Annotated in this window: 28 protein-coding genes and 4 pseudogenes; 7 read left to right on the top strand and 25 right to left on the bottom strand. The window is 57.6% G+C overall.

Annotated elements, in window-relative coordinates:
- Window positions 1-98: 98 nt before the first annotated feature.
- The 6 genes from HQN82_RS24125 to HQN82_RS24100 all read right to left on the bottom strand — a co-directional run bounded on the left by HQN82_RS24125 (window position 99) and on the right by HQN82_RS24100 (window position 5,041).
- On the bottom strand, window positions 99-746 hold the full coding sequence (locus HQN82_RS24125) for a LysE family translocator (RefSeq protein WP_173616177.1): 648 nt from the start codon (window positions 744-746) through the stop codon (window positions 99-101).
- Between the two features lie 385 nt (window positions 747-1,131).
- Window positions 1,132-1,890 (bottom strand): alpha/beta fold hydrolase, encoded by a 759-nt coding sequence (locus tag HQN82_RS24120; protein WP_173616399.1) that lies wholly within the window; start codon window positions 1,888-1,890, stop codon window positions 1,132-1,134.
- A 106-nt stretch (window positions 1,891-1,996) separates the two neighbouring features.
- Complete coding sequence (locus HQN82_RS24115) at window positions 1,997-2,731, bottom strand: L,D-transpeptidase (protein ID WP_427832757.1); 735 nt, start codon at window positions 2,729-2,731, stop codon at window positions 1,997-1,999.
- Entirely contained in the window at window positions 2,728-3,258 is a 531-nt protein-coding gene (locus HQN82_RS24110; protein WP_173616398.1) for a VOC family protein, read from the bottom strand. The genes HQN82_RS24115 and HQN82_RS24110 overlap by 4 nt, the downstream gene beginning before the upstream one ends.
- Before the next feature lie 64 nt (window positions 3,259-3,322).
- Entirely contained in the window at window positions 3,323-4,171 is an 849-nt protein-coding gene (locus tag HQN82_RS24105) for an alpha/beta fold hydrolase (protein ID WP_173616175.1), read from the bottom strand.
- Window positions 4,172-4,216: 45 nt separating this feature from the next.
- Entirely contained in the window at window positions 4,217-5,041 is an 825-nt protein-coding gene (locus tag HQN82_RS24100; RefSeq protein ID WP_173616174.1) for an oxidoreductase, read from the bottom strand.
- A 108-nt stretch (window positions 5,042-5,149) separates the two neighbouring features.
- Between HQN82_RS24100 and HQN82_RS24095 the strand changes: the two genes are divergently transcribed.
- Window positions 5,150-6,013 (top strand): LysR family transcriptional regulator, encoded by an 864-nt coding sequence (locus tag HQN82_RS24095; RefSeq protein WP_173616173.1) that lies wholly within the window; start codon window positions 5,150-5,152, stop codon window positions 6,011-6,013.
- A 67-nt stretch (window positions 6,014-6,080) separates the two neighbouring features.
- Here HQN82_RS24095 and HQN82_RS24090 read toward each other — a convergent pair whose 3' ends face one another.
- The 7 genes from HQN82_RS24090 to HQN82_RS24060 form a co-directional block, all read right to left on the bottom strand.
- Window positions 6,081-6,377 carry a chorismate mutase gene (locus tag HQN82_RS24090; RefSeq protein ID WP_110730692.1) on the bottom strand — a complete coding sequence of 99 codons (297 nt, stop codon included), beginning with the start codon at window positions 6,375-6,377 and terminating at the stop codon, window positions 6,081-6,083.
- Between the two features lie 41 nt (window positions 6,378-6,418).
- Window positions 6,419-7,003 (bottom strand): DUF308 domain-containing protein, encoded by a 585-nt coding sequence (locus HQN82_RS24085; RefSeq protein ID WP_173616172.1) that lies wholly within the window; start codon window positions 7,001-7,003, stop codon window positions 6,419-6,421.
- Between the two features lie 410 nt (window positions 7,004-7,413).
- Window positions 7,414-8,190 (bottom strand): molybdopterin-binding protein, encoded by a 777-nt coding sequence (locus HQN82_RS24080; protein WP_173616171.1) that lies wholly within the window; start codon window positions 8,188-8,190, stop codon window positions 7,414-7,416.
- Window positions 8,187-9,041, bottom strand: coding sequence for a cytochrome b/b6 domain-containing protein (locus tag HQN82_RS24075; protein WP_173616397.1), 855 nt, complete (start codon window positions 9,039-9,041; stop codon window positions 8,187-8,189). The genes HQN82_RS24080 and HQN82_RS24075 overlap by 4 nt, the downstream gene beginning before the upstream one ends.
- Before the next feature lie 109 nt (window positions 9,042-9,150).
- Window positions 9,151-9,777: a hypothetical protein gene (locus tag HQN82_RS24070; protein ID WP_173616170.1), complete on the bottom strand. Its 627-nt coding sequence runs from the start codon at window positions 9,775-9,777 to the stop codon at window positions 9,151-9,153.
- 67 nt (window positions 9,778-9,844) lie between these two features.
- A complete protein-coding gene (locus tag HQN82_RS24065; RefSeq protein WP_173616169.1) occupies window positions 9,845-10,435 on the bottom strand; it encodes a TetR/AcrR family transcriptional regulator in 591 nt (196 codons plus the stop codon).
- Window positions 10,436-10,490: 55 nt separating this feature from the next.
- Window positions 10,491-11,318 (bottom strand): oxidoreductase, encoded by an 828-nt coding sequence (locus HQN82_RS24060; protein ID WP_173616168.1) that lies wholly within the window; start codon window positions 11,316-11,318, stop codon window positions 10,491-10,493.
- 78 nt (window positions 11,319-11,396) lie between these two features.
- Here HQN82_RS24060 and HQN82_RS24055 point away from each other — a divergent pair, with 78 nt between their 5' ends.
- A complete protein-coding gene (locus HQN82_RS24055) occupies window positions 11,397-12,323 on the top strand; it encodes an AraC family transcriptional regulator (protein WP_173616167.1) in 927 nt (308 codons plus the stop codon).
- Window positions 12,324-12,373: 50 nt separating this feature from the next.
- Here the strand turns inward: HQN82_RS24055 and HQN82_RS24050 are convergent, their stop codons facing one another.
- The 5 genes from HQN82_RS24050 to HQN82_RS24030 form a co-directional block, all read right to left on the bottom strand.
- Window positions 12,374-13,063: an aspartate/glutamate racemase family protein gene (locus HQN82_RS24050; protein ID WP_173616166.1), complete on the bottom strand. Its 690-nt coding sequence runs from the start codon at window positions 13,061-13,063 to the stop codon at window positions 12,374-12,376.
- A 259-nt stretch (window positions 13,064-13,322) separates the two neighbouring features.
- Entirely contained in the window at window positions 13,323-14,078 is a 756-nt protein-coding gene (locus HQN82_RS24045; protein ID WP_173616165.1) for an SDR family oxidoreductase, read from the bottom strand.
- Between the two features lie 88 nt (window positions 14,079-14,166).
- The gene (locus tag HQN82_RS24040) at window positions 14,167-15,585 is read right to left on the bottom strand and encodes an MFS transporter (protein ID WP_173616164.1); all 1,419 of its coding nucleotides are present in this window, start codon (window positions 15,583-15,585) and stop codon (window positions 14,167-14,169) included.
- A 78-nt stretch (window positions 15,586-15,663) separates the two neighbouring features.
- The gene (locus tag HQN82_RS24035; protein WP_486598876.1) at window positions 15,664-16,275 is read right to left on the bottom strand and encodes a TetR/AcrR family transcriptional regulator; all 612 of its coding nucleotides are present in this window, start codon (window positions 16,273-16,275) and stop codon (window positions 15,664-15,666) included.
- Between the two features lie 72 nt (window positions 16,276-16,347).
- Complete coding sequence (locus HQN82_RS24030; protein WP_173616163.1) at window positions 16,348-16,734, bottom strand: winged helix-turn-helix transcriptional regulator; 387 nt, start codon at window positions 16,732-16,734, stop codon at window positions 16,348-16,350.
- Between the two features lie 46 nt (window positions 16,735-16,780).
- On the opposite strand from HQN82_RS24030, the gene HQN82_RS24025 reads away from it, so the two are divergent.
- Entirely contained in the window at window positions 16,781-17,590 is an 810-nt protein-coding gene (locus tag HQN82_RS24025) for an SDR family NAD(P)-dependent oxidoreductase (RefSeq protein WP_173616162.1), read from the top strand.
- A 44-nt stretch (window positions 17,591-17,634) separates the two neighbouring features.
- On the opposite strand, the gene HQN82_RS24020 is transcribed toward HQN82_RS24025, so the two are convergent.
- The 3 genes from HQN82_RS24020 to HQN82_RS24010 all read right to left on the bottom strand — a co-directional run bounded on the left by HQN82_RS24020 (window position 17,635) and on the right by HQN82_RS24010 (window position 20,020).
- Window positions 17,635-18,621 (bottom strand): alpha/beta hydrolase, encoded by a 987-nt coding sequence (locus tag HQN82_RS24020; protein WP_173616161.1) that lies wholly within the window; start codon window positions 18,619-18,621, stop codon window positions 17,635-17,637.
- Window positions 18,622-18,806: 185 nt separating this feature from the next.
- Window positions 18,807-19,454, bottom strand: a complete 648-nt coding sequence (locus HQN82_RS24015; RefSeq protein ID WP_173616160.1) for an NrsF family protein — start codon at window positions 19,452-19,454, stop codon at window positions 18,807-18,809.
- Window positions 19,451-20,020, bottom strand: coding sequence for a sigma-70 family RNA polymerase sigma factor (locus tag HQN82_RS24010; RefSeq protein ID WP_173616159.1), 570 nt, complete (start codon window positions 20,018-20,020; stop codon window positions 19,451-19,453). The genes HQN82_RS24015 and HQN82_RS24010 overlap by 4 nt, the downstream gene beginning before the upstream one ends.
- 156 nt (window positions 20,021-20,176) lie before the next feature.
- Between HQN82_RS24010 and HQN82_RS24005 the strand changes: the two genes are divergently transcribed.
- Window positions 20,177-20,962: an alpha/beta hydrolase gene (locus HQN82_RS24005; RefSeq protein WP_173616158.1), complete on the top strand. Its 786-nt coding sequence runs from the start codon at window positions 20,177-20,179 to the stop codon at window positions 20,960-20,962.
- A 367-nt stretch (window positions 20,963-21,329) separates the two neighbouring features.
- On the opposite strand, the pseudogene HQN82_RS24000 reads toward HQN82_RS24005, so the two are convergent.
- The 4 genes and pseudogenes from HQN82_RS24000 to HQN82_RS23990 all read right to left on the bottom strand — a co-directional run.
- Window positions 21,330-21,602: pseudogene (locus HQN82_RS24000) on the bottom strand (exodeoxyribonuclease III); the annotation flags it as partial.
- Between the two features lie 20 nt (window positions 21,603-21,622).
- Window positions 21,623-22,045: pseudogene (locus HQN82_RS25795) on the bottom strand (helix-turn-helix domain-containing protein); the annotation flags it as partial.
- 13 nt (window positions 22,046-22,058) lie between these two features.
- A pseudogene (locus tag HQN82_RS25790) lies at window positions 22,059-22,118 on the bottom strand (hypothetical protein); the annotation flags it as partial.
- Entirely contained in the window at window positions 22,118-22,522 is a 405-nt protein-coding gene (locus HQN82_RS23990; RefSeq protein ID WP_173616156.1) for a YybH family protein, read from the bottom strand. The pseudogene HQN82_RS25790 and the gene HQN82_RS23990, both read right to left, overlap by 1 nt.
- Before the next feature lie 174 nt (window positions 22,523-22,696).
- Between HQN82_RS23990 and HQN82_RS23985 the strand changes: the two are divergent.
- The 3 genes and pseudogenes from HQN82_RS23985 to HQN82_RS23975 all read left to right on the top strand — a co-directional run bounded on the left by HQN82_RS23985 (window position 22,697) and on the right by HQN82_RS23975 (window position 24,425).
- Window positions 22,697-23,208, top strand: a pseudogene (locus HQN82_RS23985) (RrF2 family transcriptional regulator).
- An 11-nt stretch (window positions 23,209-23,219) separates the two neighbouring features.
- Window positions 23,220-23,972: an SDR family oxidoreductase gene (locus HQN82_RS23980; RefSeq protein ID WP_173616155.1), complete on the top strand. Its 753-nt coding sequence runs from the start codon at window positions 23,220-23,222 to the stop codon at window positions 23,970-23,972.
- A 15-nt stretch (window positions 23,973-23,987) separates the two neighbouring features.
- Window positions 23,988-24,425, top strand: coding sequence for a cupin domain-containing protein (locus tag HQN82_RS23975; RefSeq protein WP_173616154.1), 438 nt, complete (start codon window positions 23,988-23,990; stop codon window positions 24,423-24,425).
- Window positions 24,426-24,523 lie beyond the last annotated feature (98 nt).

Below are 24,523 nucleotides of genomic sequence, written 5' to 3'. Positions count from 1 at the left end.
TCGTCCGCACAGGCCGAGCCAAATTAGCTAAGTGAATGAATTGACGCGAGGCGGTCGTTGTGTTGAAGGCGCGTTAGCCCCGGATCAGGTTGAGACGATCAGGCAGGGCTCTTTGCCAATAACAAGCGACCGCCTAACAAGATCAAGGCCGCCCCGGAGATCGTTTTTATCCTTCTGGCGATGTGCGGGCGATTGAGAAAACCAGTCACGCTGCCGACCAGGAGGACAACTAAGCCGTAAAAAGCTACAGCGATCAGAGCATGTGTGAGTGCGAGCGCGGCGCCATTTGCAAGCACGTCCTGTTGGCGCCCCTCCAAGAATTGGGGAAAGACTGCAACGTAAAAGATCGCCGGTTTTGGGTTGAGGAAGTTGCTGAGATATCCGCGAACGAAGGCCCTCTTAGCTGTGAGGTTCACTGACACCCGGCTCGGATTTATGACAGGTGCGTTCAGACGTCGCAGCGACAAGAGAGATTTAGTACCCAGCCAGATGAGATAGGCTGCACCAAACAGCTTCATCACTGTGAACAAGATTGCCGACGCTGCGATCACCGCCCCCACTCCAACAAGTGCCAACGCGGCATGAGAAACGATGGCTGCGGCGAACCCGAATACCATCCCGAAGCCGGTCAGCTTCGTGTTGCTTGGCGAATTGGCCAGGAGCAAAGCAAGGTTCGGTCCCGGTGTCACCACGATCATGGTAACGATAGAGATAAATACGAAGTACTGATGAAGAGGGATAAACATGGCAACGACCTCGCGGTTTAGGCACAATTAGAGCGTATTGCATCCGGCCGTTTCCGGCCCGGATCATACGAAGGAGTTCGAGTCGAGACAAAGTTATCGGGCACAGTTTTCCCGGGCAACAGATGTGCACGGCCCCGTTTCGACGAGGCTGAAAAGTTCAGACATTCTACAAGCACCGGAGTGCGCTCCTGCTGTACCTTCCGCGGCGATCTGCATTGAAGGCCCGCGACGACACTTGGCTTTAAAGCGCGATGTTGGATCGCGGGGCCCCTCTGATGTCAACGTTTATCCTTGGCGCAGCGATCACGTCACTGCCAAGGCACGAGTCCAAACTCCCAAAGCGCTGCAGCTAGTGACTTTGCGGAGTTACCGCGGTCCTTTTCTGTCAGTCGACGGCTTGCGCGGCCTCCTCGATCATCTTCGCAACTGCAGCTGCCTGCGAGATATAAATAGCGTGACTACCATCGATCTCCGTGACAGTCGAGCCAGCGCGCTTGTACATCCAGCGCTCAAGGTCCGGATTGATCGTCATGTCATTCTTCGCAACAATCCCGTAGCTTGGCTTGTCGTGCCAAGCGGCAATAGACACCGGCGCACTGGTGGCCGCGACGGCGACAGGCATCTGAGACCGGGCCATAAACTCGCCCTGCTCTTTGGATAGATCCGCCCCGAAATCAGCCGCGAACCGTGCCGGGTCGATAAGCAGGAAGCCATCCTTTGTCGGCTTGATATCATTGGTGGGTGACGGCATCGACTGGAGCAGTTGTGCGGTGCTTTCGCCCTTCTCAGGCTGCAGTGCCGCAACATAGACAAGTGCCTTGACCTTAGGATCATCACCTGCTGCCGTGATGATCGTCCCCCCATAGCTGTGGCCGACGAGAACGACGTCCCCGTCCTGCTGATGAAGCACGCTCTTCGTAGCTGCAACGTCCTGATCCAGGCTTGTTAGTGGCTGCTGGACGATGCTGACATGATAGCCGTCGCGGGTGAGGATGTCATAAACGTCGCGCCAGCCCGAACCATCCACGAGCGCGCCATGGACAAGCACGATGTTGCGCGCATCCGCTAAGGCTGGGGCAGTTAGGACAGCAGAAGACAAAAGCGCTGCAATGAGGCCAACGGCCGCTTTACTGAAGTTCGACATGGGCGGTAGTTCCTTGAGTTTTTTGCTTGGAATTACGGAGGCTTTGAAAGCTTTGGGGGACATGTCTCTCCTCTATCCAGGGAGGGACGGACGTGATTGCTTGTACTTACTGCTTAACGACAATTGGAGCCTTGATCGGCACGCGTTCATAGAGGTCGATAATGTCCTGGTTGAGCAGGCGCACACAGCCGGAAGAAACTGCCTTGCCAATCGAGCGCCATTGCGGATTGCCGTGCAGACGATAGAGTGTGTCGTGGCCACCGGAGAAGATGTAGAGCGCTCGCGCACCGAGCGGATTTTTCAGGCCCGGCTCCATGCCGCCATTCTCGATCGAGTATTTGGCCAATTCCGGCTGGCGGGCGACCATCTCGTTCGGCGGCTTCCAACGCGGCCATTTCTGACGCCACTGAATGATGCCGTTGCCCTGCCAGGCAAAGCCATCGCGCCCGATCCCGACACCATACCGCATCGCGGTCCCGCCCGGCTGGACGAGGTAGAGGAAGCGGGAGGGAGTGTCGACGACGATCGTGCCGGGCGCCTCGCCAGTCGGGTCGAGGACCTGCTGGCGATAGTAGCGCGGATTGATCTGCTTGTAGGGAACCGCCGGGATTAGAAAGCCGCCATCCTCGGTAGGACCGTACATGGTCGCCAGTTCGGCATCTGTCGGCGCAGGAGCGATGTGGACAGAGCCGATCGGATCCTGGAGAGGCGTCGACTGTCGCCCCACCATGCGGCCCGAGCTGGGGGTGGAGACGCACCCCGCCAGGGCCGAGGTTGCAGCCATCGCCGAAAGCGAAAGCAGGCCGCGGCGGGATAACGAGGTATCAAAGCTCATGCTCAATCCTCGTCCTGCCATCTGCGCAGATCCGTCTGGTCATGATAGGCCATGCGATCAGGCGTAGTGATAAACTCAATCATCGTGCCCCACGGCGTGCGGCAATAGCAGACCTTGTTTCCAGGACCTTTTTCGGTTGCGTAGGGAATTGCGCGTGGCGCCGTGAGGGCTGCTCCGCCAGCCTTTTCAAACCGCGCTACCGATGCGTCGATGTCGTCGGTATAGACGCCAAAATGCGTAATGCCGAAGTCGCTCGGTGTAACCGGTTGCGCTTGTTTGGGGCCGCGCATTTCGAAGAGCTCGATGTCGGGCCCGGTTCCGATCTTGACCATCGCCTGCGCACGCACAACCGTTCCCGGGTAAGCACCAGTGGCCCGCTCGAACTCGGGTCCCTGTCTTGCCGGATCCTGCGGCCCGAACGATTGGTAGATCACCTGGCCGCCAAAGGCTTCCACCAGGAATGATTTTGCTGCCTCGATATCGGGCACTGTGATGCCGATGTGATTGACGCCACGAATTTGAGGTGCAGTCATGACAGTTTCCTTTCTTGTTGAATCGATGAACGCGTTCGGGCTCAATTTGCCCGGATCGCAGAGTTCACTTGGCCTTGAGGAAATCGATGAGAGCAGCGGCCACTTCATCCGGGCGCTCGTCCGCCACATAATGACTGCAGCGGGCAATCGAGCCGCCCGTTACATCTGTGGCGAACTCCTTGAGCATTGGGACCATATGAGCACCAAAACGCTGCTCCCCGCCGAGACCTAAAACCGGAATTCGGAGCGGTTGTTTTTTGTATTCGAGCGCGGCCGCATGGTCTGCGGTCAGTGTGCGGTACCATTCCATGCCACCGCGCGTGCGACCAGGAAGCGCCATTGCTTTCGCATAGATGTCGATGTCTTCAGGATTAAAGGTGCTGTGATCGTAAAACCGCTCCGCCATGAAGGCCGAAACATAGTCATGTTCGCGGCCATAAATCAGGCGTTCCGGCAGATCCCGATTAGCATGGAACGCGAAGTGCCAGATCTTTGCCGTCGTAGCCTCCCACTCACTCCAGCCAGGAAGCGGAACATCGAGGACGGCAAGGTGAGTAACGGCGTCTCGATAGATAGCGGCCTGCGGAAGCGCCACCATTCCGCCGATGTCATGGCCGCATACGGCGTAGCGTTCATGCCCAAGGGCGATCATGACCTCGTGCGCGTCGCGCGCCATCGTCGCCTTATCGTAGCCGTCAAGCGGGCAGTCGGAAAAGCCTGCGCCGCGTAGATCAATCGCCACCACGCTGAACTGTTCGGCCAGCAGCGGCATGACGTCGTGCCACTCCCACCAAGTTTCCGGCCAACCGTGAAGCAGAAGGAGCGGGGGGCCAGAGCCGCCCGTGACGGCATTGATCTTGATGCCGTTCACCGGCACCAGCTGCTGGGTAAAATCTTCCAGTGTTGGGATCATAACTCTTTCCCGTCGATGTTGATGTTAAACAGAGCTAGCGCCAGCTCAGGCCTGATCGAAATCGGTGGCGACCGAGATGTCTCGCCAAGCGTCGATATCGCTGCGGAAAGAAGCCAGCTTTCGTTCGGCGATTGAATGCGCGACGGGCCCAAGCGGCAGATGAAGCGGGGCGTTATTGGCGTCGACCGCCTGCAAGATCACTGTAACCGCTTTGTCGGGATCGCCTGCTTGATTGCCGTTGTTGGTTTCACGATAATGTCTGCGCGAACTTGCGGCGTATTCCGGCATTTCCTTGGCCGCCATCGTTATCGAGCGTCCAAGGAAGTCAGTGCGAAACGGCCCCGGCTCGACGATCAGCACGCGGACGCCGAACGGCTTCAACTCACCTGCGAGCGCCTCGGAAACCCCTTCAACCGCAAACTTGGCTGCATTGTAGTATGCTGCCCCGCCGCTGCCCGCGATCCCTGCGCCGGACGACATGTTGACGATCGTTCCGCCCGAGCGCCGCAGGACAGGCAAGGCTGCTCTGGTGGTTTCGATAAGACCGAAAACGTTCACCTCGAACATCGGTCGATATTCTTCGGGCGTGCCTTCCTCGAGCGCACCAAACAGTCCGTAGCCGGCATTGTTCACCAGCACATCAAAACCGCCAAACATCTCCACGGCCTTTGCGACCGCGGCATTGGCCGCCGCCGCATCCGTCACGTCGAGCGGCAAGGCGATCATGCGGCCGTCGAATGGCCGAGCCATTTCTTTGATCAAGTTGAGGTTGCGTGCAGTCGCGACAACCTGATCGCCCCGCTGTGCCGCAGCGAGTGCGAGACGTTGTCCGAAGCCGCTCGAGCAGCCTGTGATGAACCATGTTTTCATGACGTTTCTCCGCTTGCTTTCAGAAGATGACTTGAATCTAGATGTTTATATTTGTACTTGAAGTGACAGTTTTGTATTCTCATTGTTCACTTTTGTAAGGGCATGGCCATGGAGTGGAGTGACGTAAGAATCTTCCTTGCGATTGCGCGGTCCGGCACGCTCGGCGGCGCTGCGCGTGCTCTTCATACAAGCCATCCGACCGTCGGCAGGCGGTTGCGTGCCCTTGAGGATGCCATCGGCCATACGCTCTTCCAGCGGACCGCGGACGGTCTCGTGCTGACCGAGGAGGGCCACGGGATCATCGCCCTGGCAGAGCAGATGGAAGAAGGCGCGCTTGCAATGGAGCGCCGACTCGCCGGGCAGGAGCAAAATCTCAAAGGCAATCTGCGCATCTCATCGGCAGACTGGTTCGGGGCTTATGTCCTGCCTCCCATCGTGGCGGATTTCTCGAAAGCCTACCCCAATGTGGACGTCGAGATCCTGACCGGCACTCGCCTGTTCAACCTCGCCCAGAGGGAGGCAGACGTTGCCTTTCGCATCGTTCCGTTCGACACTGCCGATGTTATTCAACGGCGGCTCTTTAGGCTCGAATACGGCGTCTACATCGCCGAGGAGTCGCCTGACCCTAAATTCGGCGACGGGACTGGTTTCCGTCTGATCACCCACGACACTTCGACAGGGCAATTCCCCGACATAGCCTGGCTCTCCGAGAGTTTTCCGAACGCGAGACCCGTGCTGCGATCAAACAACCGAAACGTCCAGGGGCGAATGTGCAGGCAGGGTGTTGGGATCGCCGTCCTGCCCCGCGCAGTGGGTAACCAAATCCCGGGTATCCGCAGACTTGAACTACCCAAGCCCCCGCCCGCGCGAGACATCTGGATGGGATATCATCGGGACCTGCGACGTCTTCAGCGTCTTCGGGCGTTTATCTCGACCGTCTCGGACCACATCACAAATGCCCCTGCATGGTAAGCCGCGCGAAGAAGATCGATTTTCCCCGCCGATCCACGGCCGCGGTAGGACAGCCGCGACAGACAACTTACTTGCTGGCCGCAATCTCCCTGTGCCGCTCCACCACAGCGCCCACGATCATTGTCATCAGCCCTTCGACGAAGTGCCGACTGAGGCCAACCTCATTGGCGATACTCATCACTCGATCCAATTGGCGTCGCTCTCGCTCATTATCGATCGCCGGCAACGCCTGTTCGGCTTTCAAGTGGCCGACATGCTCGGTACAGCGAAAGCGTTCGGCCAGAATATAGAGGAGAGCTGAATCCAAATTGTCGATGGTCCTCCGGTAGGAAGCGAGTTGCTGTGCCACATCATCTGTCATCATTTGAATATCTTCCAAGTCGTTTCACAGGCGCGAGGTAGAGCTTATGAGATGGGATGCATAATGCGACGTGACAGGGCGATCGTCAGCCAAATTGCCGAAACCAGGAAGTAGAATGCTCCGACGCCAGCGTAGCCCGCAACCGTGGCGATAGAAGGCTCCTGAGGCATTTGCGCCTGAAAGATGAAGAGAGCACCGGCCACAGAGGATTGGCCTCCGCTCAAAATCATCGCCCACTGACCCCCATTCGTTTTTCGGCGCCGCACAGCAGTTCCAAGCTGCAACAGCCCTGAGAAGATAGCCCATAGACCGAAGGCGCCGAGAACCCAGTTCATGTTCATTGTCAACGCCAGGATTACGGCTATCGTCATAACCGAGCTCGCTGCGACGTTGATCGCTTGGCTCCGATTGGCGGCAAGACCACCACTCCTGGTGGCATCGATAACGTTGGCGATTGCATCCCAAGCGGGATAAATGATCAGCAGTGCGGCAGCCACCGCAAAGGAATGTCGTCCGGCAGTCAACGCAGCCGCGACCCAAAGCACTGAGAAGGCCGCTCTGGTAAAGTAATACTGCTTGAGCCACTGGTCGTTGCCGCGCGCGGCACGGGAGATCTGGTTGTTCGACATTGTTTTCTGTCACTTTCTAAACTGGTTGATTAGTGGTTCGCGCGAGCGTCATCAGATGAAGACGAAATGCTCGCTCAAGTGGGTGTTCTCTCCCATTCAGCACGGCGGGTCTGATCGCTTTTGTCAGAGAGTTTCCCGGCTGACATTTCGGGACTATCGAGGTCCTGGCCGTCGCGAGAAGAAACCGTCGTCCCGCCGCCGTGGGCACCCTTGATGCCCATGCCTTTCCGAAGGCATCGCTGATCGCCTCCTCCCGCCCGGCAGCCCATCGGCCGTCAGGATCGGAGAGGATGGAACTCGCTTGGTTGATTTCGATTTGTCGTGAAGGCGCAATTTCTGAAATCGGCATCACTTTCCGGACTTCCGTCGGCTCATGGATTGTTTTCCTGTGGTTCATCATCTCGATTGCCTCAGATGCCGGCGTACCACTCGTAGCCACGGTCTTCCCAATAGCCGCCGTTCCCACCCCACAGCCCGGCGAAGCTGTCGACCAGTTCGATGCGCATGATGTATTTTGCCTGTTTGTAGCCGAGCTGTCGCTCGACCCTGAGGCGCAAGGGCGCGCCGTGGCCGACGCTGAGATCCTGGCCGTTCATCTGGTAGGCGAGGATGGTTTGAGGATGGACCGCATCGATGAGATCAATGCTCTCATAGTAACGGCCGCTTCCGTCGAGCGTCTTTTCGAGTTCGTCCGCACAATGCAATACGACGTAGCGCGCCGTCGGCCTGACCCCGGTGAGACGCAACAAGTGGGAGAGCGGGACGCCTTTCCATTTACCGATAGCACTCCAGCCTTCGACGCAATCATGGCGGGTAATCTGGGTGCGGGAAGGAAGCGCCTTCAGATCTTTGAGCGAAATCTCTTGAGGCCGATCAACAAGACCGTCGATCTTCAGTCGCCAGTTTGCGAACTTGCCTTCCAACAGTTCTGCATATTCCTCGCTATCGGGAGCACTCGTTCCGTTCACACGGAAGGAGGGAGAAATGTCCTTTTCGTCAAACTCACGCGCCAGCGCATCCCGGCCCTGAAGCAGTCTCTGTGCCTTCATGGTCAGGTGCTCGGCTGAGCGCAGGACATCGGCGACGTCGGCGTTCTGGTCAAGCAGGTCACACCCGGAAAGGGTCAGGGCGCTGGCGCCGAGTGTGCCGCCGATGAGGAAGCGGCGACGGGTGAGAAGCTTTCTCATGATTGTGGCCCCTTGTGATGAATCACATAGCGTCCGGTGATCATCGAGCGAATGTTGTTCCAGGTCCCGGACAGGACCACCATTGCCACATGCACGACAACGAAGATGACCAGCGCCGACGCTGTGATGAAATGGACGGTACGCGCGGACTGGCGTCCACCGAAAATCTCAATGAGTACGGGCAAAGCGGCGTCAATCCCGGGTGACATTGTCAAACCTGTGGCCACCATCAGCGGCAGCAGAACGACAATGACCGCCAGATAGGTAAGCTTTTGAAGCGAATTATAGTGTTTGGCCTCCTCCCCTTTCGGAAAGCGCAGCCGAGCATGATCGAGGACTTCGCGGCCGAGGTGGCTTGGCGAGAGCTCATGGGGCTTTGGCGCAAGGTCTTTGCGGAAATGTCCGCTCAGCACGCTGAAGCCGAGATAGACAATGCCATTGATCGCAAACAGCCAGGCAAAGAAGAAATGCCAGCGACGTCCGGCTGCAAGATCCTGGAATGAAGGGATGGTTGCCCAGGAGGGAAAAGCGCGTGAGACTTGTCCGCCATCAACATTCGAAACGCCGAGGACACCCGTGGTAGGTAGTTCCAGGCCTGCAATGCGAACAAAACCGCGTGGTTCCCCGCCCTTGTCATCGGCGCCAATCGTCAATACGGCAGGATCGCCGTCGGCGCCATAATGTCCCCAGTATAGCTCGGGGTGGGCGTTGAAGATCTGCAGTCCGCTCAAAAGAAGGAAACTCAGGCAGAGCACGTTCAGCCAGTGCGTGAGCCGGGTCACGACAGAGTGGCGGCGGATAGAGATCGTCCGGGGATATCGAACATTGTCATTGGAAGGGTCTACGCTCATCTCAACGTCCTTCATCGGTGCATTTAGCGGCGGCAGACCAAGCAGCGTCGATCTGTAGTCGCCGGCCGAAGCAGTATGGCGGCTGCTCCGGCCAGTGATGGCGGGGTCTTCACATGGGGGGAACCACGCCATTCTTGCCGACGACCACCTGATGGGCGATGGGGCCGGTTGCAGCCTTTTCAGCGGTGATGAAGACTACGGCGCCGGGGACGAGATCATCCTTGGTGGCTCCAGCGATGGTGACGACAGGTGTCCCGTCCGGAATGGCGATCTTCTTTTCCTTGCCATGATAGGTGACGGTGACGGTCCGGCCATCTACACCCGTTACGGCATCGGCGACCGTCGCATTGGTCATGCTGCTGTCGGGCTTCAAATCCCAACCATAGCTACCCTCGCCTGTGCCTTTCATTTCCGGCGGGAAAATTAGGACCTCAAGCGCTCCATCACCGCCATCGCCCTTTGGCAAGGATGCGATGCCCACGAAATCGCCCGGCTTGATATCGGTGACCTTTGCGTTGGCAACGCCAGCGACCTTCCAGTCTTTGGCAAGGACGACGTCGACGGTCTCGCCTTCGCGGGTCTTCACTTTCAGCGTTGACCCCTCGTAGTCGACGATGCTGCCTCGTACATGGATCGGCGCGGCTTTCTTATCTTCGGCAGATGCAGGTGCGGAAACAACAGTTGCGGAAAGGATGCTGGCTAGCCCGAAGGCCAGAGCTGGAAAAACATTTCTCATTTTTATCTTCCTACTAGTTGGTAGTTTCGATGGGCGCGATTGACCCGGGTAGCCATGCCACGAAAGATTAGTGTGAGACTGTGGGCATGAGACGATTGAGGGCGGGTTCGAGTATCGTTGAGAAGACCTCCGGTTTCCCGTAGGCTCTCGCCGAAAGCATTGCCCCGTATACGGTGGCCAGAAATGTTTCGGCTTCAACATGCGGCGCACTGGTAAGACTCAGTTCGCCTTGCTTGGCACCGCGTTCCATGACCGAAGTCAGCCATGAGGAGATGAAACGAAAAAAGTTCGTCACCTCCGTTGCGACTTCCGCCGGGAGGGAAGGCAGCTCACTGGCAAGCATAGCACAGACACAATAGGGTCTGCTGGCATCCTCGATGCATGTAGCCCAGTGGTTTGCATAAGTCTTAAGGATGTCCAGAGCGTTCGGAACCTTCTGCTCAAGGACTGCCACGCTTGCCTGGCCATCCTCTCGATACCGCTTAACCAACTCACGCACCAGATCGACCTTGCTCGGAAAATGATGATGGATGCTTGCCTTGCGGATGCCAACAATCTCCGAGATATCAGCATAGCTGAAGCTATTGTAACCGCCGCTTATCAGAAGGTTTCGGGTGGACGCCAGAATGTCGTCCGAGGTTGTCGAAAGATTGCTCATGCTGCTTATCTACCTTCTAGTAGGCAGATGGTCAATAGCAAATGTTGGTTTTGTGTCAGCCGTCCGTGGAGACGGTCACATCCTTCCAAGCTTCGATTTCCTGTCGCAGACGCTCGATACGTGCCGTCACATGCTTTAAGGCATCGCTACCGAGGAGAAGTTGTGGTGGAGGATTGTCGGATTCGACGAGGGTCAGCACCGCGGCGGCGAGCTTTTGTGGATCTCCGAGCTGCTTGCCGCTCACTGCCTGACGCGCCTCGCGGATCGGATCAAACAGGCTATCGTAGTCAGCAATGGAACGCTCTGTGCGGACCATGGAACGACCTGCCCAGTCCGTCCGAAATGAGCCCGGGCAAAGGGTTGTCACACGAACGCCGAACGGCGCCATTTCCGAACGCATGACCTCTGAAATACCCTGCAAGGCGAACTTGCTGCCGCAGTAATAGGCGATGCCGGGCATGGTGATCATGCCGCCCATCGACGTGACGTTGACGATAAAGCCGCTTCGGCGCTCACGGAACCTCGGGAGAAACGCCTTGGCGACTGCAACGGCGCCAAACACGTTCACGTCGAACTGGCGGCGCATCTCCTCAAACGGCGATTCCTCAAGCACACCCTCGTGCCCATATCCGGCATTGTTGATCAGCACATCCACGGGACCGTGGTCGTCCTCCGCCTTCTGAACCACCTTCGGAATGCGACCGAAATCTGTGACATCGCAAAGGACCGGGTGGAGTGTCGGCAGTGTCTTTGACAACCTGTCACGCGACGGTTCGGAGCGGACGGTCCCGATGACCTTGTGACCGGCATGGATTGCGGCAGTGGCAATGGCCAGTCCAAAGCCTGAGTTTGCGCCTGTGATGAAGAAGGTCTTGGGTGACATGTCGGAAACTCCTTGATTAACCGTCCACATGACAGATAATCTAGAGCGCGCTTCAATTCGATTGCATATCCTCTCAGTATGTTGCCAAATCCTATGACATGTGAAAAGCCTCCCCCCGCACATGACCGGCTTGTCGTCCTGGCTGAACGGCTTGCACCTCATCTGGGGTACAATCAAACAGCGTTCGGTTGTGTCCGTATCCTACGTACGGAAGCGGTGCTGAATGACGTTCCGGTTCTCTACAAGCCGGGGGCCGTGTTCGTTTTGCAGGGAAATAAATACGGCATGCTGGATGGAGAAATGTACCTCTACGACGAGGACCACTATCTTGCCGTTTCGGTACCAGTTCCCTTCCGGATGACGTCTACCGCCAATCCACAGCGGCCGCTGCTCGCAGTCTATCTGGAGTTCGATATGCAAGTGGCGGCAGAGATCGCCATACAGGTCGAGAGACTCACCGGTCCTGTAAGCGCCAAGCCGAGAGGTCTATTCTCAAGCAGAATGGATAGCAGGCTCAAAGACGTTCTGCTGCGCTTGCTGATGACACTTGACAACCCGGTCGAGGTTGCAGTGCTGGGAGCTTCCATCCTGCGTGAACTGCATTATCGCGTCATGTCGGGTCCGCAAGGCGGCACAGTGATCGCGGCCCTGCAGCAGAAAGGAACGGCGGGAAGACTGGTCGAGAGCGTGATGTGGCTACGGGAGAATTACGCAGCCGACATGGCCATCGCGGATCTTGCTAAAGCTGCGGGAATGAGTGTCCCTTCCTACCACGTCCATTTCAAGGAGCTGACAGGCTCAAGTCCTATGCAATATGTGAAAGCGCTGCGGCTCCATGAAGCGAGACTGATGATCGCCCGCCAAAGCGGAACCATTGCAGATGTGGCTGTTTCAGTAGGCTATGTCAGCCCAGCGCAATTCAGCCGCGATTTCAGACGGCATTTCGGGCGCACTGCATCGGAAGAGGCGAAGTGGGTCCAGTATCATCTGGGAGAACAGGTATGATCATTGAGCCTCATCGTTCTCACAATCGCTCGACCGTCAGACACACCATATCATTCTAAAGCCGCGTCAAGTGCGGCTTTACAATGAACGAGGGTCGTGTCGAAGACAGGAACGCCTACATTATCCTGGTTCAACAGCATACCCACCTCTGTACAGCCGAGGATAAGACAGTCGCAGCCTTTGTCGACGAGACGCTGTGCAATCCGTTCATAGGTCAAGCGGCTCTCCTTGCGGACGATGTCACGGCACAGCTCGTCATAGATAATACGATGAGTTTCTGCTCGATCATCGGCTTCAGGGATCTCTGGCCACAGCCCCTGAGCTATGAGGCGGTCGGTATAGAAGGTCTGCTCCATGGTGAAGGCGGTTGCCATCAAACCCGGTCTGCGGAAACCGCGGTCGAGGATAGCGGTTGCAGTTGCGTCCGCGATGTGCACGAACGGCATCGAGACCCCGCCCACGATCTTTTCGGCCACCTTGTGCATGGTATTCGTCGCGAGGATGAGGAGGTCGGCACCTCCGCGCTGCAGCGCGATAGCATGATCATTGAGGATGCGGCCCGCCGCGTCCCAATCGGAGGATGCCTGCAACTTTTCGATTTCATCAAAGTCGACAGACCGTATAAGAAGCTCTGGAGAGTGAAGTCCCCCCAGCCTCTCGCGGGTCAGCCTGCAAAGCTCTCGGTAATAAATCTGGGTTGATGTCGCGGACATCCCGCCAAGTATGCCGATGGTCTTCAAGTGTTGCTCCATGTTCATAGGTTAGGTCCCGCTAAACGGACGCTTAGGCAGAAACCAGGCCTGCCATATTCGCTACCCCCGAGGCGGTTGCAACGTCAGGGAAACCACGAACTGAGTGAGATTCCCGAATTATGGCCCCACCCGCTCCTTCAAATTTACGCGTGTAGTGCAGCGGAGGAAACGCCGCGGCCCATGCGCGCCCAAAAATTCCGCGTTACTACCTGCAGGTGGAGCGGCCAGCACCGCCTCGTGCCAATGCTCAGGCACTGATGCCGCCATCGACGAGAATGCCTGAGCCTGTAATGTAGGCTGCACCGGGCCCCGCGAGAAAGGCGACGGCCTCTGCGACTTCTCTAGTTTTACCGTATCGAGCAATCGAGAGGTTTGGCAGGATAGTGGCTGCGAGTGCGCCATCGGCAGGGTTCATGTCAGTATCAATCGGACCTGGTCGAACCAGATTGACCGTAATTTCCCGAGAGCCCAGCTCACGTGCGAGACCGCGCGTGAAGCTCTCCAGGGCAGACTTGGTCGCGGCATAGACCGTGATCCCCGCGAACGGCACAGCCAGACCCGCGTTGCTGCCGGTACTGATGATGCGACCTCCGTTGGGAATATATTTCAGCGCTGCCTGGGTGATCAGAAAGACGCCGCGAATATTTACGTTCAGCTGCAGATCAATCTCCTCAAGTGGCTGCGTGGCGAAATCACTTGCGAGAAGGACACCGGCGTTATTGACCAGGATATCAAGGCCGCCGAGCTCAGAGACCGTTTGTTCGACGGTCGCCGTCGCGGCTGCTATGCTCGCGGCATCGGCATGGATTGCGATCGCATTTCGACCGAGGGCGCGGATCTCGGCACAGAGAGCTTCCGCTTTCTCGACTGACTTCTCATAGGTGATCGCAACGTCGGCACCGTCCTCGGCCAGTTTTAGCGCAATTGCCGCACCGATACCGCGTGCTGCACCGGTAACCAGCGCGCGCTTGCCGGCAAGAGGTAGTGTGGAGATGTTGTTCATGGAGATTACCTCTGAATGTTTCTGTTTTGCTGGGGAGTTTCACGCCGTTTTAGCGCGATCGGCTGATGATGCGCTGAAATGGTGCCGCTCATCGGCGCAACGGTTGGGTCGATGTCAGGCCGACGGAAAGCCATCCCGCGATAAGAAGACAAAAGGCAATTGCAACCGCTGCAACGCTGTATGCTTGGCCAATGGATTGAACGTCTGTGGCCGGCCCCAAGATCGAGAAGAACAATCCGCCAACGATTGCGGCTGCCAATGCACCGCCAATCTGAAACATCGAATTGACCAGACCAGAAGCCAAACCTGACTGCGTCCGGTCTACCCTTTGCACGATGCTCTTCACCAGGTTTGGAAGGGCGATCCCCTGCCCTGCACCGATAAGAAAGAGCGCAGCAAAAAGGAATTGCGGAAGGCCATTCGAAATTAAGGCCGCCGTTCCAAACAACCCTGCGGCTTGCAGCACCATGCCGGCGCCAGCGGAAAATCTTCCGAAGATGCTGAGGATGCGCTCGCTTGCAAAAGGACCAAGGACGAAGCCGACAGCCGCAGGAAGGATCGCCAGCCCGGCCTCGAAAGGCGTCCGACCAAGGCCGCCCTGCTCATAGACCGAGAATATCAGCCAGAAAGCCGCAAGGGCGTAGAAGAACAAGGCAGCCAGCAGCCCGCGCAGTAGTCCACGGTTTTGCAGCAGGCTCGGTGCAAGAATCGGATCTTTCCCCGTCGATTCCAGATGTTTCTCATGCCGCCAAAACAGGACGAAAAACGGAAGACACGTGGCAAGCATCACGATGAGCCAGATCGGCCACCCCTGCTCCCGGCCCTCGATCAGCGGCGCGATCAGTGCAAATAGCGCAATCGCGATCAACAATGCTCCGCCAAGATCCAGTTTGCTTGGGTGCGCAGATCGGGTTTCCCGCAACGTGATGAAGGCGGACGGCGCGGCGACCGCGATAACCGGCAGGTTGATGAGGAAGATGGCTCTCCATCCAAGACCAAGAATATCAAGCGCAATCAACGCGCCACCAAGGAACAGACCAACCATCGATGCCACCCCGAATGTCAGGGCATAAAGGCTGAGGGCCTTTGATTTTTCGTGGTCTGGGAAAATTGCATTGATGGAAGCTAAGGCTTGCGGTGCCATAATTGCCGCTGCAAACCCCTGAAGGATACGGCCGACGATCAGCGCGGCTGGAGACCAGGCAAACCCGCATAAGGCAGACGCGGCTGCAAAACCGACCATTCCAGCCAGAAAGACATTTCGTCGACCATAGATATCTCCAAGCCTTCCCCCAGTGATCAGCATCACAGCGTAGGTGGTAGCGTAAGCGGAGATAATCAGCTGCATCGTTGATGCAGAAGCCCTGAAATCCTCCCGGATCGAGGGCAGCGCCACATTGACGATGAAGAAGTCGAGCGGCGGCAAAAAGGCACCGGTCAAAAGGATGACCAGCGCCATCCATCGACGTGGATCGAGTTTATCATCGGGATTGCTGGCGTCTCTCATAAGTCTCTCCAAGCGACCAAAAAATCGATCGACTGTTTGCAATATCATCAATTGGAACTAATTGGTTCCAAAATAGGGTCAGCCAAGCGCCTTCAGTGCCAGATCGACCATGGCCCTTGTCTCCGCGCGATCTGCTCCTGCCTTCGCCAGGACCCGCATACCCTGGATCTGGCACACGAGGAACCTCGCGAGCGTTCGTTCATCCAGCCCAGGATCGATCTCGCCCAAGGCCTGGCCTCTTATGATCGCCGCCGCATAAAGATCTTGCAGACGTCTGAACAACCGGGAAATACGTGGTGCGACCTCTTTATCCTCCGGAAGCATTTCGACAGCTGCAAAGACGACAAAGCATCCACGCAAACCTTCCGTTCCCGATGTTTGATCCACTTGTTGAGAAAAAGCTTCTAAAATTGCGGCTTTAGGAGACGGATTGGAATGCAGTGTTTCACCGACCGAGCGAACGGCGTCCTCGATGTAAGCGTCGAGGGCGCGCAGATAGACGCCTCTCTTGTCGACGAAAGCCTTATAAAAGCTGCCTCTGGAAAGTCCCATACCCTCAAGCAAGTCGGGAAGGGATGCATCGTGATATCCACGATCCCAGAATACGTGCATTGCTTTTCGAACTGCTTCATTGAGTTCAAATTCGCGAGGACGACCGACGGACGCGGATATTTGAGTGCGCTTGACCATGGGGACTATATGGAACCATTCGGTACACAATGCAAGAGACAATGTGGCTTCATCAAGCTAAAGGCATCCAGGTCAACGACCAACAGTCGGATCGACGGGATAGTCCCGAGAGAATTCCCTGACCGCCATCAAAATCGGCATAAGCCCGTGGCTTGCTGAACTCAGCGAGTATTCGACTCGAGGAGGCTGCTCTTGAAAGTCGTGTCGGCGTATGAGGCCGTCAATTTCCAGTTCCCTGAGATGTTGCGTTAGCATCTTCTGGGATATCCCAGGTATGTCTCTCATGAACTGCGATGCCCGCAATGATGGTTCGGCGAACAATCGGAAAAGGATCGGCAGTTTCCAACGTCCTGTGATCATCCGAAGCACCCTGCTGACATGAGAGACAGATCCGTCGGCTCCGAGGCATGTCGCCCTATCCTCGACAGGCACTTTAAAGTGCGTAATTGCCTGTTTCATCGACGAACCTCATATCTGCCGGAGACGATAACAAGGATCAAATAACATGGAGTTACAGCTCCAAAACAAGGTCGCGCTGGTCACGGGAAGCAGCAAGGGGATTGGCGAGGGTGTGGCCCGAGGCCTCGCAAAGGAAGGGGCGACCATTCTTGTCCACGGTCGCGACAGAATGAAAACAGAGGAAGTCGCGCATGACATCATATCCTCTGGAGGTCGGGCATTCGCAGTATTCGGCGACCTGACAGTCTCGGATCAGGTCGATCGTCTCATTAGGGATTCCATGGCTGCAGCAGGGTCGATCGACATCCTGGTCAATAATGCCGGCGGATCTGCCCCGGCAGAGGACTGGACCTCGACGAACTCTGAGACGTGGGCGGCTGTCTATGACAGGAACGTGCTCGGATCTGTGAGGATAATCTCGCTCGTTCTGCCCGCAATGAAAGCATCGCGGTGGGGTCGGATCATAAGCATCGCAAGCCTGGCGGCCCTGATGCCGCCCGCAAGTCGACCGGACTACTCCGCCGCCAAGGCAGCCATGATCGCGATGACGGCGTCGCTCGCAAAAGACGTTGCTGCATACGGCATCACCGCAAACACCGTCTCGCCTGGAACGGTGCATAGCACCAGCTTGGATGCCGTATTCCGTAGGAAAGCCATTGAGAGGGGGTTGGCCATCGACGCCTCCTGGAACGACATAGAGAGAGAAATCCTGCCGATGTTTGCTCAGGTGCCCCTTGGGAGGGTCGGAACCCTTGAGGAGATTGCGGATGCCATTGCATTTCTCTCGAGCCCCCGTGCCGGCTATATCACAGGAGCAAACCTCCGACTTGACGGAGGAATGTGGCCAGGGACGTAGCAGGGCAACAGACGATCTGCGCCAGGTTCTCTGGGTGCCCCGCATCAGTTCCAGCTTGCCATGACGAACCGGTGGATGTCCATTTCGAGTTCCTGGTCTTCCGGCGTCCCACCCGTGAAGCCACCATGGGGCATGGCTTCGAAGACGTGCAATTCGGTTTCCACGCCAGCTTTTCGCAAGGCTCGATGCATTCTCACCGTGTTCGATAGGAACAGATCACGCGTGCCGGTCTGCAGAAACGTCGGCGGGAAGCCCCGCAGATCACCAAAGAGTGGCGACAGATAGGGATTGGAAAGATCTGCACCACCAGCGTAGAGCAGGTTGCTTGATCTAAGCGGGCGAGGGAGAACAAGATCAAGCATCTGGTTTGTTTGGAAACTGTCGCCCGATTCGGTGAGGTCAACCTGTGGCGAGAGCAAGACCAATCTGCCGGGCATTGGCATGCCTTCATCTCTTGCCCGTAGCAGCATAGCAGTCGCGAGATTGCCGCCGGCCGATCTCCCCAGGATGACCACCTTGTCGGGGGGATGACCGTTCAACACATGACGGTACGTGGCCAAGCAGTCATCAAGAGCGGCCGGATATGGATGCTCGGGCGGCATTCGGTAATCGACGCCGTAGCATCGAACGGCATGCTTGTGAGCTTGGCGGCGCGCACTGACGCGACAGGCCTCTCCGCCTCCGAACACCAATGCGCCGCCATGCAGATCGATGAGTGCGCTACGCTCATGAAATGATCCGTGCGGCGTTGCGACATGGATCGTTGCTTGTTCGACTACGATTGTCTCGACTGTGGACCGCAAACTCTTGGCAAGGTCTTTAGCCGCGGCGGCGTAGTGCGCATCTACTGCGGCTTTCATCATCATCCAGCCTGAAAAATCCTCTGGGGACGGCATTTCGAACCGCGCATTGGTAGGGCTGCCGTCCTCATCGACCAGGCGCGACAGTGCCGCTCGTGCTTCGGCGCTGATGGACTGTGGGGCCTGAATTTTCCGTGAAGGGACGGCTACACTGCGCGAGGAATTGCTCATTTCTTGCTCTGTCATGGAACGAAGGGCGATGACTTTTTCTCGGGCGCCGGTCTGGCCTGTCGACGTTAGGTGATCTGCCCGAGACATGAAATCACTTCAGACTGGAGCTTGGGTCCGCAGCCCGATGACTGACTGTATCCCATTGCTTCGAAGGGTAAATAGCATCTATCACTAAATTGACCTTGCTACCACCTCAACAATTTGGGCCCGATTGAAGCTCCCAGTGCCGTTACGCCTGCAATGGCGATCGAATACCATACCGCCACAAAGGCGGCGCCATCGTTGAGGCAGGCGATGGTATAGGCGAGACCACCAACGGAACCTGCAAGGAAACCTGCAATAGCGCCTGCCCGGCCGAGCCGCGTGGGCGTTCCGGCTCGCATCGCAGAAAGAATAGCGGCGAGCGCCGGGATCGAAGCCATGATGATAGTAGCCGTACAATTTAGCACGGAGTAGGTGTGAACCCCAAATAGGGGCAAGCCGCTCCGATCAAACAGAGCTCCAGCAAGCAGGAAGACCAGAGCCGGAGCAAGAAAGAGAACCGTACGAGGCGCCTGGCCCGGCTGGACCACTGCCCAAACAAGCCGAAACCCGCCGGCAGCTACAAGAACCATGCCGATGACTTTGAATAGGAATGTCCATGTCGGCAGTATCTGCATGAGATCGGAGCGAGGACCGGCGATCATCACAACGACGCCAGTCGCTGCCAGGATCGAAAAGACCAGCGCGACAGGAAGGACGATCGAGAGGCGGAGCAAAAATGACGAACCTTTACCAGCTTGCGCTGCAAGACCTCGAATAAGATCGTCCGTTGGCTGCCGATTGTCATTCATGCCCCGGGGCCTCTTCTCTGTGTTGCCGCCATTAGTTTCTTCAACGATCGATGGAAGGCGACGCGCACCGCTCCCTCGGTGGAACCGATACGCGCCGCCGCCTCTTTGGTAGAAGCACCCTCGAGCCCGATGGCTCGCACAGCAGCCTGTTCGCCAGGTGGCAAGGCGGAGATTAGTTTTTCGACATCGGCCGGATTGCGTTCAGCATCGACCGCTTCAGATAAGAACAAGCCGGCCCACTGCTCTTCGGTCAAATCGACGCGCATGCGTGCGTCTCGGCCCAAGCGCCGGCTGGCGTCAATGATCTTGTAGCGCGTGATTGCGTTCAACCAGGGAAGCAGAGACCGCTTCGTGTCCCATTGGTGGCGACGGGAATGCACTGCTATGAGCACTTCCTGTACGACATCCTCTGCCTCATAGCGACTAAAGCCCATATACCGCAAATGCGTTTCGACGATCCGCCGCACCGAAGCGGCGAAAGCCCTGAGAAATGCCTCGTAGGCAGCGCTATCGCCAGTGCGTTCCGCGCGCATCGCTTTCGCCCATTTGTCTTCCCGTGTGTCCATCACTCGTGCTTTCGGTTGGACGGGACCCGTTGTTACGTCGCATCGCGAAATTATTCGATATTGCGCGCCGATCACATCGGCGTGACGATGTAAGATTGGGGTATTCCCAACGAAAGACTCCTCGAAGCATGTGCTTTAAGATGAAAGGAAGTCGGAATGATCATGAACAGGCGCACATTTTCAACTGCTATGCTTGCCGGCGCGGCAGCATCAGTGCTTTCAGCCAAAGGAATGGCTGCATCGGCTGCCGCCCGCCCAGAAAAGGCCCGTAACGTTGTCTTCGTCCATGGGCTATTTGCAGATGGTTCCTGCTGGAGCGAAGTGATATCGAGGCTCCAGCCCGAGGGCTTGAACATCACATCTGTGCAGAACCCTCTGACCACTCTCCCGGAATCGGTTGCTGCTGCTGAGCGAGTACTGGCGCGGCAGGACGGGCCAACAGTATTGGTAGGGCACTCATTTGGGGGAATGATTGTAACTCAGGCCGGCATGCATCCTAATGTCTCGGCTCTCGTGTACGTCGCCGCCCGTGCACCCGACGCAAACGAGGATTTCGGCGCTTTAGCGAAAACCTTCCCTACTCCCCCCGCTTCTGCCGGAATTGTTTTCGACGGTGAGGAAGGAAGACTTAGCGAGAAGGCGTTCCTCGAGGACTTCGCCGGTGACATTCCCACGGCCCGCGCGAAGGTGCTGTATGCAACGCAGTCTCCTTTCCAGAAGACGCTGCTCTCGGGCAAGGTCACCGAAGCGGCATGGCGCCATAAGCCCAGCTTCTACGTGGTGTCGAGCGAGGACCGGACGATTAATCCAGATCTGGAGCGGTTTCTCGCGAAACGTATGGGCGCTAACACTATTGAATTAAGAGCTAGCCATTTATCGTTGATCTCGCATCCTGATGACATCGCCGATCTTATCATGAAGGCAGCAGGTTACGCCGCCTGAACGGGACGGGCGACGACGTGGATCTCGCGAGCATCGATCACCTCGAAGCGGGCACGCCATACTAATGCTGGGCGGCGAAAGCCAGCCGCGAGATTGTGAAAGACCACAGCAGAGCAATTATATTCGCTCTCCCGGCCTAGTTTGCGTTTCGGTACCAACTGCGAGTTATCTGCGTCCCTTTATCGGAGGTGACGCAGATGACGTGAAACTTCATTCGAGAACTGCAGCGGTCGCGCCGAATCAAACGCATTACCGAGTGACTGTCTGTCCTTAGACTTGCATACTGCAACGGCCATCACATATCTCACCTCCTGACATTTTTCTTCATTTCGTCAACGTCGACGACCCCCGCATTCGAAGGCCCGTATTACTTCGTCTTCCGCTTCTTCGCTCGTTCGTCTTGAAGCTCTATCCAGACGGGCGCATGGTCGCTCGTGTGGTCCCACGTGCGCACATGCCTGTCCACCTCTGCCTTGGAGAGCATTGCCGCAGCTTCGGAACTCAGCAGGAAGTGGTCGATCCGCAACCCCGCATCCCGCACGTAGGCGTTACGGAAATAGTCCCAAAACGTGTAGATGCGTTCGTTCGGATGAAGACGCCGCAGCGCATCGGTCCAGCCTTGATTGACCAGCTTCCTGTACCTGCCTGGCAGTCTGAGGGTGCCATTCCAAGCGCTTTGTTCGAGACTGCATAGAACCTCCCGCTCGAACCATAGCCCGCTTCGTAGAATGTTGATGTCACCGATTTTCCCGGTCGTAGTCCTTCCCGTAGGAGAGCCGCCCGCTTTTCCTGCATGTATGCTCGCGGGGTCATTCCCGTGTGTGCACGGAACGTCCGGTGGAAGTGCCCTTCGCTGATTCCCAGGGCGTGCGCGAGCGCCGCCACGGTCGGCGAGCTGTTTCCGGCATCAATCAGCCTGCACGCCTCGGCGACCAGATCGGCATTCCTCCTTGCGAATTCCTCATCATTGGGACGGCATCGCAGGCACGGGCGAAAACCTGCTCTTTGGGCGTCGGAGACGCACCCGAACCAGCGGATGTTCTCTGGCCGGGGGCGGACGGGAGACGCAGGTTGCCCTGCAATAGACGCCGGTTGTGAGGACGCCGCGGAATGCGAGCGCTGTCACTTCGGTCAGAACTTTGGCGGCATCCGTCATCAGCCCGCGCTCCTCTGCATCGAGCCAAAAGGGTTGTCGATCAGGTAGCGCCAAAGACCGTCCGGGCCGCGGCGGGCGATGTCGGTTGCGGTCGCCACCATGATGATCTTCCTGCCGTCCCGCGCCGCGCCGAAATAGGACCAGTCGAGGATAAGGGACGCGACTTCACCGGCCACGAACAGGTGACGTTGCGTGATCGACATCTGAAGGCCGAGACTAAAGTATTTTGCGAGCTCCTTGCCGATAGCGTCCCTGCCGACGTGAGCGACCCCTGCGGCGTCTACGATCAATCCTTCCGGGTCGTAGAAACCGAGCATGGTATCAACGTCGAGAGAGTTTAGGTGTGCAAGGAGCGCCGGGACGAGACCTTCCGGCGTCGAGGAGAGTGCGAGCTTGGTGGTCATTTGATGTCCTTCGATCTGTTTCCGCTCTGCAAGCATCCTGACCATGGCGGATCGTCCGACCGCCGAAACTCCGCTTTCTGATCTCAAATTCGGAATTTTGAGCGGTCGACGTGATCACGGGTTGACTCCGATCGAAATCGTAGACATTTTATATCCACGATTATGAGGTGCAACATGAAATTAAGCGAAGGCGTCGAGCAGGCCATCCACTGTACGGCATTTCTAGCGGGTCTGTCGGAAAACGGCGTGCTGTCGGCTGCCGCACTTGCCGAGCTCCACGGCGCGTCGACGAGTTATCTTTTGAAGCATCTGCAGGCGCTGTCCGGCGCGGGCATCGTTGCGACGACGCCCGGACCGAGGGGGGCTACCGCTTGGCCAAGGCGCCAAATGACATCAGCCTTCTCGACATCGTCCTAGCTGTTGAAGGACCGGCGCCCGCTTTCCGCTGCGCCGAGATCCGCCAGCGGGGACCGAACCCATTGCCGCAGCCCTACTTCACAAAGCCCTGCCAGATCAACGCTGTAATGCTGAAGGCCGAGAAGGCCTATCGCGCAGAACTCGCCGAGGTGTCCGTCGCGGACCTTCTGGCGGACCTTGGTGCAGCCGACGACGGTGGTATCGCCGCCCGGGGATGCGCCTTCCTTGAACTCCACGAACGCAAGACGGGCAATCGCGCCTCGTCATAGGAGAAAGTACCATGACCAAGATGCAGAAGGTCGTCGTCATCGGCGGCACGGGCCTGATCGGCTCGAAGGCAGTGAAGTTGCTACAGGACGCCGGCCACGAAGCCGTCGTCGCAAGCTCCCGCAACGGGATCAATGCCTATACGGGCGAAGGACTGGCCGAGGCGCTTGCGGGCGCCGACGCTGTCATAGACGTGTCGAACATGATGTCGTTCGACAAGCAGGCACTAGTCGACTTCTTCGGCGCGTCCAGCCGAAACCTCACGTCCGCCGAGCAGGCCGCAGGCACCCGCCATCACGTGGCCCTCTCGATCGTCAACGCCGATCAGCTCAAAGCCAATCCTTACATGGAAGGCAAGCTTGCGCAGGAGGAGACCGTAGCCGCGTCTGGCCAAGCCTACACTATCGTTCGTGCCACTCAGTTCCACGAGTTCATCGAAACGCTGGCTGGTGCCTATGCGGCCGACGGCGTGGTGAAGGTTCCGGATATCGACTTCCAGCCGATCGCGGCCGCCGATGTGGCCGCCGCTTTGGTCGAAGTCGCGCTGGGCGAACCAAAAAACGGAACCGTGGATCTTGCCGGACCGGAGCGAGCCTCATTCGAATCCTTCATCCGGACGTATCTCACCTCCAAGGCCGATTCCCGCCTAGTGGCCGCCGACGACGCCGTCGACTATTTTGGCGCGCCGGTTGTCACAGGCTCGCTCGTTCCTGGCGGAGACTACGTCAAGGGCCGGATCACGATAGCCGAATGGCTCAGGGCATAGGCAGGGGGAAACATCATGAAGATCATCCTCTACGTCACTGCCGCACTAGCGGTCTCTGTGGCCACGACCTTCGCTCATGGCGTCGGGAAGACAGGACTCGCCTACGACACGAAGGATGCCAAGGTGACGCTCGTCTACGAGCATCCCCTGCCCGACGCCCCCGGCAAGAGCGTGAAGGGCATCCTTGTCGAGTACGGACCCGGCGGCTACAGCTCCGCCCACACACATGCAAAGTCTGCGCTAATCTACGCCACGGTTCTCCAAGGCGCGATTCAGAGCGCCGTTAACGGCGGCGAGACGAAGACCTTCACAGCCGGTCAGAACTTCACAGAGCTGCCGGGCGACCGCCACGATGTCAGCGCCAATGCAAGCAAGACTGAGCCTGCGAAGCTGCTGGCCGTCTTCGTTGTCGACACCGACGACACCGTCCTCACGACGCCGCGCAAGCCGTAGGCTCGCGGCGCCTACCTGATCCTCCTCACTTTGAAGTTTTACAACGACGGCTCCTCCGGCGACCGGGGAACCGTGTCCTGAAGAAAGGAAAGAAGAAC

This window comes from Agrobacterium pusense, from assembly GCF_013285525.1.
GTDB classification, from domain to species: domain Bacteria; phylum Pseudomonadota; class Alphaproteobacteria; order Rhizobiales; family Rhizobiaceae; genus Agrobacterium; species Agrobacterium pusense.
Note: the sequence above shows the minus strand (reverse complement) of the source record. Positions and strands in the feature narration are given on the sequence as shown.

Bases quoted from the DNA above. Each gene is read 5' to 3' on its own strand.
- HQN82_RS24125 (WP_173616177.1), bottom strand. From the start codon at position 746: ATGTTTATCCCTCTTCATCAGTACTTCGTATTTATCTCTATCGTTACC.
- HQN82_RS24120 (WP_173616399.1), bottom strand. From the start codon at position 1,890: ATGTCGAACTTCAGTAAAGCGGCCGTTGGCCTCATTGCAGCGCTTTTG.
- HQN82_RS24110 (WP_173616398.1), bottom strand. From the start codon at position 3,258: ATGACTGCACCTCAAATTCGTGGCGTCAATCACATCGGCATCACAGTG.
- HQN82_RS24105 (WP_173616175.1), bottom strand. From the start codon at position 4,171: ATGATCCCAACACTGGAAGATTTTACCCAGCAGCTGGTGCCGGTGAAC.
- HQN82_RS24100 (WP_173616174.1), bottom strand. From the start codon at position 5,041: ATGAAAACATGGTTCATCACAGGCTGCTCGAGCGGCTTCGGACAACGT.
- HQN82_RS24095 (WP_173616173.1), top strand. From the start codon at position 5,150: ATGGAGTGGAGTGACGTAAGAATCTTCCTTGCGATTGCGCGGTCCGGC.
- HQN82_RS24090 (WP_110730692.1), bottom strand. From the start codon at position 6,377: ATGATGACAGATGATGTGGCACAGCAACTCGCTTCCTACCGGAGGACC.
- HQN82_RS24085 (WP_173616172.1), bottom strand. From the start codon at position 7,003: ATGTCGAACAACCAGATCTCCCGTGCCGCGCGCGGCAACGACCAGTGG.
- HQN82_RS24080 (WP_173616171.1), bottom strand. From the start codon at position 8,190: ATGAGAAAGCTTCTCACCCGTCGCCGCTTCCTCATCGGCGGCACACTC.
- HQN82_RS24075 (WP_173616397.1), bottom strand. From the start codon at position 9,041: ATGAGCGTAGACCCTTCCAATGACAATGTTCGATATCCCCGGACGATC.
- HQN82_RS24070 (WP_173616170.1), bottom strand. From the start codon at position 9,777: ATGAGAAATGTTTTTCCAGCTCTGGCCTTCGGGCTAGCCAGCATCCTT.
- HQN82_RS24065 (WP_173616169.1), bottom strand. From the start codon at position 10,435: ATGAGCAATCTTTCGACAACCTCGGACGACATTCTGGCGTCCACCCGA.
- HQN82_RS24060 (WP_173616168.1), bottom strand. From the start codon at position 11,318: ATGTCACCCAAGACCTTCTTCATCACAGGCGCAAACTCAGGCTTTGGA.
- HQN82_RS24055 (WP_173616167.1), top strand. From the start codon at position 11,397: ATGTTGCCAAATCCTATGACATGTGAAAAGCCTCCCCCCGCACATGAC.
- HQN82_RS24045 (WP_173616165.1), bottom strand. From the start codon at position 14,078: ATGAACAACATCTCCACACTACCTCTTGCCGGCAAGCGCGCGCTGGTT.
- HQN82_RS24040 (WP_173616164.1), bottom strand. From the start codon at position 15,585: ATGAGAGACGCCAGCAATCCCGATGATAAACTCGATCCACGTCGATGG.
- HQN82_RS24035 (WP_486598876.1), bottom strand. From the start codon at position 16,275: ATGGTCAAGCGCACTCAAATATCCGCGTCCGTCGGTCGTCCTCGCGAA.
- HQN82_RS24030 (WP_173616163.1), bottom strand. From the start codon at position 16,734: ATGAAACAGGCAATTACGCACTTTAAAGTGCCTGTCGAGGATAGGGCG.
- HQN82_RS24025 (WP_173616162.1), top strand. From the start codon at position 16,781: ATGGAGTTACAGCTCCAAAACAAGGTCGCGCTGGTCACGGGAAGCAGC.
- HQN82_RS24020 (WP_173616161.1), bottom strand. From the start codon at position 18,621: ATGAGCAATTCCTCGCGCAGTGTAGCCGTCCCTTCACGGAAAATTCAG.
- HQN82_RS24015 (WP_173616160.1), bottom strand. From the start codon at position 19,454: ATGAATGACAATCGGCAGCCAACGGACGATCTTATTCGAGGTCTTGCA.
- HQN82_RS24010 (WP_173616159.1), bottom strand. From the start codon at position 20,020: ATGGACACACGGGAAGACAAATGGGCGAAAGCGATGCGCGCGGAACGC.
- HQN82_RS24005 (WP_173616158.1), top strand. From the start codon at position 20,177: ATGATCATGAACAGGCGCACATTTTCAACTGCTATGCTTGCCGGCGCG.
- HQN82_RS23990 (WP_173616156.1), bottom strand. From the start codon at position 22,522: ATGACCACCAAGCTCGCACTCTCCTCGACGCCGGAAGGTCTCGTCCCG.
- HQN82_RS23980 (WP_173616155.1), top strand. From the start codon at position 23,220: ATGACCAAGATGCAGAAGGTCGTCGTCATCGGCGGCACGGGCCTGATC.
- HQN82_RS23975 (WP_173616154.1), top strand. From the start codon at position 23,988: ATGAAGATCATCCTCTACGTCACTGCCGCACTAGCGGTCTCTGTGGCC.